5 protein-coding genes are annotated in these 5,447 nt (G+C 45.7%); 2 read left to right on the forward strand and 3 right to left on the reverse strand.

Going from position 1 to position 5,447, the window contains the following annotated elements:
- The first annotated feature begins 284 nt into the window (after positions 1 to 284).
- Positions 285 to 1,439: a tyrosine-type recombinase/integrase gene (locus QZ147_RS08015; RefSeq protein ID WP_002953805.1), complete on the forward strand. Its 1,155-nt coding sequence runs from the start codon at positions 285 to 287 to the stop codon at positions 1,437 to 1,439.
- Between the two features lie 550 nt (positions 1,440 to 1,989).
- Here the strand turns inward: QZ147_RS08015 and QZ147_RS08020 are convergent.
- The 3 genes from QZ147_RS08020 to accB form a co-directional block, all read right to left on the reverse strand.
- Complete coding sequence (locus tag QZ147_RS08020) at positions 1,990 to 2,532, reverse strand: DUF1287 domain-containing protein (RefSeq protein ID WP_295149077.1); 543 nt, start codon at positions 2,530 to 2,532, stop codon at positions 1,990 to 1,992.
- A gap of 237 nt (positions 2,533 to 2,769) precedes the next feature.
- The gene (locus QZ147_RS08025; protein WP_295149080.1) at positions 2,770 to 4,101 is read right to left on the reverse strand and encodes an acetyl-CoA carboxylase biotin carboxylase subunit; all 1,332 of its coding nucleotides are present in this window, start codon (positions 4,099 to 4,101) and stop codon (positions 2,770 to 2,772) included.
- 1 nt (position 4,102) lies between these two features.
- Positions 4,103 to 4,552, reverse strand: a complete 450-nt coding sequence (accB, locus tag QZ147_RS08030; protein ID WP_295149082.1) for an acetyl-CoA carboxylase biotin carboxyl carrier protein — start codon at positions 4,550 to 4,552, stop codon at positions 4,103 to 4,105.
- Between the two features lie 144 nt (positions 4,553 to 4,696).
- Here accB and dcd point away from each other — a divergent pair, with 144 nt between their 5' ends.
- Positions 4,697 to 5,257 (forward strand): dCTP deaminase, encoded by a 561-nt coding sequence (gene dcd / locus QZ147_RS08035; protein WP_295149086.1) that lies wholly within the window; start codon positions 4,697 to 4,699, stop codon positions 5,255 to 5,257.
- Positions 5,258 to 5,447: the final 190 nt, after the last annotated feature.

A 5,447-nucleotide genomic window follows, 5' to 3' on the forward strand; every position in this document is an offset into this window, starting at 1 on the left:
TTGTAAAAGCTTAAACTTTTTATGTAACTTTTACTTAATTGAATTAATGGCGATAACGATTTTGTTTTATGGGTATTTTATTATATAGAACTTAAAAATAAAAATTAATTATTAGCGAGATTTTGTAAAAAATCGCTTTTCTTAATTGATTTTTTGCTTGTTTTGAGAATTTCAATCTCCGTAAAATCGCACTTTAAGCAAAAAAATTTTATTTCAAAAAATTTTAACCTTAAAGGCGGCGACTTTTCGCTTACTTTTAATTAAATTTTGATAAAGTTACTCGTATGAAAAATTTAGAAAAAAATAAAAATATCTACGTGCAACACGGACGTTTTTATATCGATTGTCAAAGGGACGGCGTTAGAATTCGCCGTGCTACGGGTCTTAAAAAGTCACCTTTGGCGTTTGATTTCGTTCGTAAAAATTACGATTTATTTCTCGGCTCTAAATCCGATATCGCGGAGGCTAAACGCCGGTATCGCGAACTCGAGGACTTACAAACCGACAGGCTCCTTAGAAAAGGGGAGAAAGACGCCGGCGCTATTAAAAATTCTAGTGAGTTTAGCTTTGATAGCGTGATCGATCGTCTCCTTGCCGAGAAGTCGTTTTTAAAGGATAAAACTAGGCGGCTTTACGTGATTATGAGCCATACGATCACGGAATTTTTAAACACTAATGGTATCTTCTACCTAGCCGATTTTGAGAGGTATCACAGCGTAGAATTCGTTAAATTTTGTAAGAATAAAGGATTAAAGGATAGCTCTATTAGCGGCTATTGCTCCTTTTTTAAGATGATTTTTCGATATGCCGTAAGTAATGACATAATCTCCAAAAATCCGTTTTTTATCCCTAGATTTAAGCAACACCTCGATGAATTGGAGGATGAAAAATTTCCGCCGTTTAGCCTTGATGAAATTTTGAAACTCATTAAAAACGCTGACGACGAGCTGCGGCTGTTTTTGGTCGTGGCGTTCTTTACTGGCGCTCGAACCGGTGAAATTTTAGCTCTTACTTTCGGCGATCTAGACTTTGAAAATAGGCAAATCCGGATAAATAAAACGCTTTCGGACGTCGGCATCGTGGATTCGCCGAAAACTAAATCCAGCAACCGCACGATCGATATGCTGCAAATCGTCTATAATGAACTCATAAAGCTTGATAGCGGCGACAAAAGCCAGCGGATTTTTAGGCTTTCTCGGTCTATGATGCGGCTTAAATTTAATGATTTGCAAGTAAAACTTGGTTACAATACTCGCAGGCTTTATGATACTAGACACTCCTTTGCTTCCGTCATGCTGAGCCGCGGCGAGGAACCTATGTGGGTGGGCTGTAAAATGATGGGGCATAAGGACTTGAACGAGACTTATCGCTCCTATGCGAAGTATCTGCCGAAAGAAGTTAAACAAAGGGCGGTTTTTTTAAATGATATCGTCATTTAAAATTTAATATTAGACATCTTATTTTAAAAAATATGTTATAATAAGATTAAATTTTACTAAAAATAGATTAAAATTTTACTTCTTTTAATGGGTAAAAACGCCGTTTTTACGGCACTGCGACTTATAAATTTATAGTTTGAATGCGGGCCGTATTTTAGCCTATTTTATCGGTGCGTAGTTGCTATTTGGCTGCGCTAGCGATCGGTAAACTAACGTTGCGATACGCTTTGCCGCCGCCTCGTAATAACGGTAAATTAGGCGCAAACGCGCTTTTTCGCTCCTCCGTCCGCCGCGGCAAAAGCCGATCCCGAGCGCAGGCTTGCCGACCCTTTTTTGATTGCTCCACTGTCTTGTTCGGACTAAATCGCCGAGATAAAAACCCTTTCGGTCTTATTTAAGTCGCGCACCGATTAACCGCGCGCATTTCAAGGCTACGATACGGCGAATATTGCATAGTCGTCGCAAGCCTTTACAAAAGCAAAAATTTTAGCAAGCCGCATTTGCCCTAATATACGCAAATTTCAACGTTTTAAGTAAAATTTAGAGCGATTTAATAAATCCTAAAATGCCCCGTAATTTTAAATTTGCGCAAAATATCCTCCTCTTGCGTCCCGCGCCCTATGTTGTGGATGATTAGCGGCGTATCGCCTTTCCGGAGGTCGCTTACGATGCCTATATGAGTTAGCCCGCCGCCCAGATCCCACGTTACGATATCGCCCGCCGCGAACTCGTCCCGAACGGCATAACCCTTGCGCGTAAGATAGGTCGCGATATTTAGCACGCGGCGATGGTCGATGTTGCGGTCGGTCGTTTTTGCGCCCCATCTGCGCGGATAGGCGGCGAAATTCGCGCGCATATCCTCGTGGATTAGGCGCTGTAAATCAATCCCCTGGGTTCGCAGCGCGCGCACGACGACGTCGGAGCAAACGCCCTTTTCCGCCGCTACGTCGCCCATAGGATAGTCGATGCGCGAGTAAGACGGATCGTAGCGTAAGGTAACGCCGATCTGCGCTCTTGCGTCCTTAACTAGCGCGCTAGGCGAGAACGCCCAAACGCTAACGCCCGCAAAAATAAAGAGTAAAATTTTGCGCATTCGCTTCCTTTAAAAATTTTACGAAATTTTAGTTTGAGAATTATACGGCGGGTCAGCGTAAATTTTGCTTATTTCGCGCTGCGCCTCAAACGAGCGATACGCCGCGGACGCTAGCGCGGCGAAGCGATTTACCGACGCGAAATTTTCTCTCGTTTAAAACCGATAACGCGGCGCCGTAGACGAGAGAATCTCCAAAAGTTCCAAAAAGGCGATGCGCCGCAAATCGCAAGAGCGTAGTTAATGCCTCGATAGATAATTCGTATCGTAGTTATTGTTGATAAAGTCCGGATTTTCCATCATCGCGATGTGAAAATCGCGCGTAGTTTTAATGCCGTGCACCACGAGCTGTTCGAGTGCCACCTTCATTTTATGGATCGCGCGGTTACGATCGACGTCCCAGACGATAAGCTTGCCGATCATGCTATCGTAAAACGGAGGGATCGAGTAATCTTGATAGATGTGGCTATCCATGCGCACGTTGCGACCGCCGGGGCAAACGTACTTGGTTATCTTGCCGGGGCAGGGGGTGAAGGTCTTTGGATCTTCGGCGGTTATGCGGCATTCTAGCGCATGGCCATTAAATTCGATACTATCTTGACTCGGCAGCTTCTCGCCTTGCGCCACGCGAATCATCCACTCCACTATATCAAGTCCGCTTACCATCTCGCTAACGCAGTGCTCGACTTGCAAGCGGGTGTTCATCTCGATGAAGTAAAAGTCCAAATTTTTATCGACTAAAAACTCAAACGTCCCCGCTCCCTCGTAGTTAATCGCCTTCGCCGCGCGGATCGCCGTCTCGTGCAACCTAGCGCGCGTCGCGTCGTCGAGCAAGATCGCGGGGCTTTCTTCGATTAGTTTTTGATGGCGGCGCTGCATAGAGCAGTCGCGCTCGCCGATATGCAGGACGTTGCCGTGGCTGTCGCCGATGATCTGAACTTCGATGTGGCGCGGGTTTAGGATGTATTTTTCCATGTACATCGTTCCGTCGCCGAATGCGCTCATAGCTTCGCTCTCGGCCGACCAAAACGCCTTTTCTAAATCCTCTTCGCGTTCGACTACGCGCATACCGCGCCCACCGCCGCCGGCCGCAGCCTTTAAGATTATCGGATAGCCTATCTCTTTGGCTAGTTTTTTTGCGACTTTAGTATCCGATACCGCACCGTCGGAGCCCGGTATTACCGGCACGCCCGCGCGCTGCATCATCTGTTTGGCTTTGCTTTTATCGCTCATTAGCGCCATAGCCTCTACGCTAGGTCCGATAAATTTTAGCTTGTGATGGGCGCAAATTTCTACGAAATTTTGATTTTCGCTTAAAAACCCGTAACCGGGGAATATCGCGTCGGCATCGCTAATCTCGGCGGCGCTGATAATAGCGGGGATGTTTAAATAGCTATCGCTTGAGCGCGGATTACCGATACAAATAGCAGCGTCGGCGTATTTTACGTAAAGCGCGTCGCGATCGGCGGTAGAGTAGACCACGATGGCTTCTTTACCCATTTCCTTTATCGTTCGCAAAGCTCGCAGCGCGATTTCGCCGCGGTTTGCGATTAGTACTCTTTTTATTTCCATCTTAATTTTTCTCCACCCCGAATAGCGCCATACCGAATTCCACGGGCTGTCCGTCGGCTACGAGCATTTCCGTAATCGTACAGTCGAATTCCGCCTCGATCTCGTTCATTATCTTCATAGCTTCGATTATACCGATCGTATCGCCTTTTCTTACGCGCTGGCCTACTTTTACGAAAGGCGCCGCGCCGGGGCTTGGAGCAGCGTAGAAGGTACCCACCATAGGCGAATTTATCGTATTCTTAGGCGTTGCGGCGGATTTTACCTCGGAATTTACGACGACATTAACGGGAGCCGGAGCGGGCGCTTGAACGACGGGAGCCGGAGCCGGAAGCTCGCAACAATCGGCGAATTTTTCAAGCTCGACCTCGAAATCTCCGTCTTTAATTTTGATCTTATTCATATCCATTTGGTTAAAGAACTCGATCAATTCTTTAATGTCTTCTTTTTTCATAAAATTCTCCTAAAATTTTAAAATTCGCGGATATTGTAGCGAAATTTTTATGAATTTATTAACTCGCTTTTTAAAATTTAACGCTATTTTTTACGAGGACGCAGATAAAAAATATGCTATAATCCCGATAAAAAAGGACTTAAAATGGGCTTAAAAAGCGATAGATGGATAAGACAAATGAGCTTGGAGTGGCAAATGATAGTGCCGTTTGCCGAGGAGCAAGTCGGACGCGGCGTGGTTAGCTACGGAGTGTCTAGCTACGGCTACGATATCCGCGTGGGCGACGAGTTTAAAATCTTTACGAATATCGGCGGCACCGTCGTTGATCCAAAAAATTTCGACGAGAAAAACGTGGTGGACTTTAAAGGCGACGTGTGCATCGTCCCGCCAAATTCATTCGCTCTAGCGCGCACGATCGAGTACTTTAACATGCCCGATAACGTGCTAGCCATCTGCCTAGGCAAAAGCACCTATGCTCGCTGCGGCATCATCGTAAACGTCACGCCTTTTGAGCCCGGATTTAAGGGGCACATCACGATCGAAATTTCAAACACGACGCCGCTGCCGGCTAAAATTTACGCGAACGAAGGCATCGCGCAGGTGCTATTTATCGAGGGCGACGAGCCGTGCGAGGTGACGTATGCGGATAAAAAGGGTAAGTATCAGGCGCAGGAGGGCATCACGCTGCCTAGGATTTTGAAATAAAATCTTGTCTTTTGAGTGCTTTTTGCGTAGCTTTGCTTCCCTTGCAGTCGCAACTGCGAGCAGGCGAAAAAATTTTGCGCGGCAGACTGTTTTTGCTTGCAGTTACTAGCAATTTCAATCAAAATCTATGCTGTGCTAAATTTATCAGCGCAACCTCAAAAATTGTCTCAAAACAAGCGTAGTGTTTTTT

This window comes from uncultured Campylobacter sp. (assembly GCF_905371695.1).
GTDB lineage: Bacteria > Campylobacterota > Campylobacteria > Campylobacterales > Campylobacteraceae > Campylobacter_A.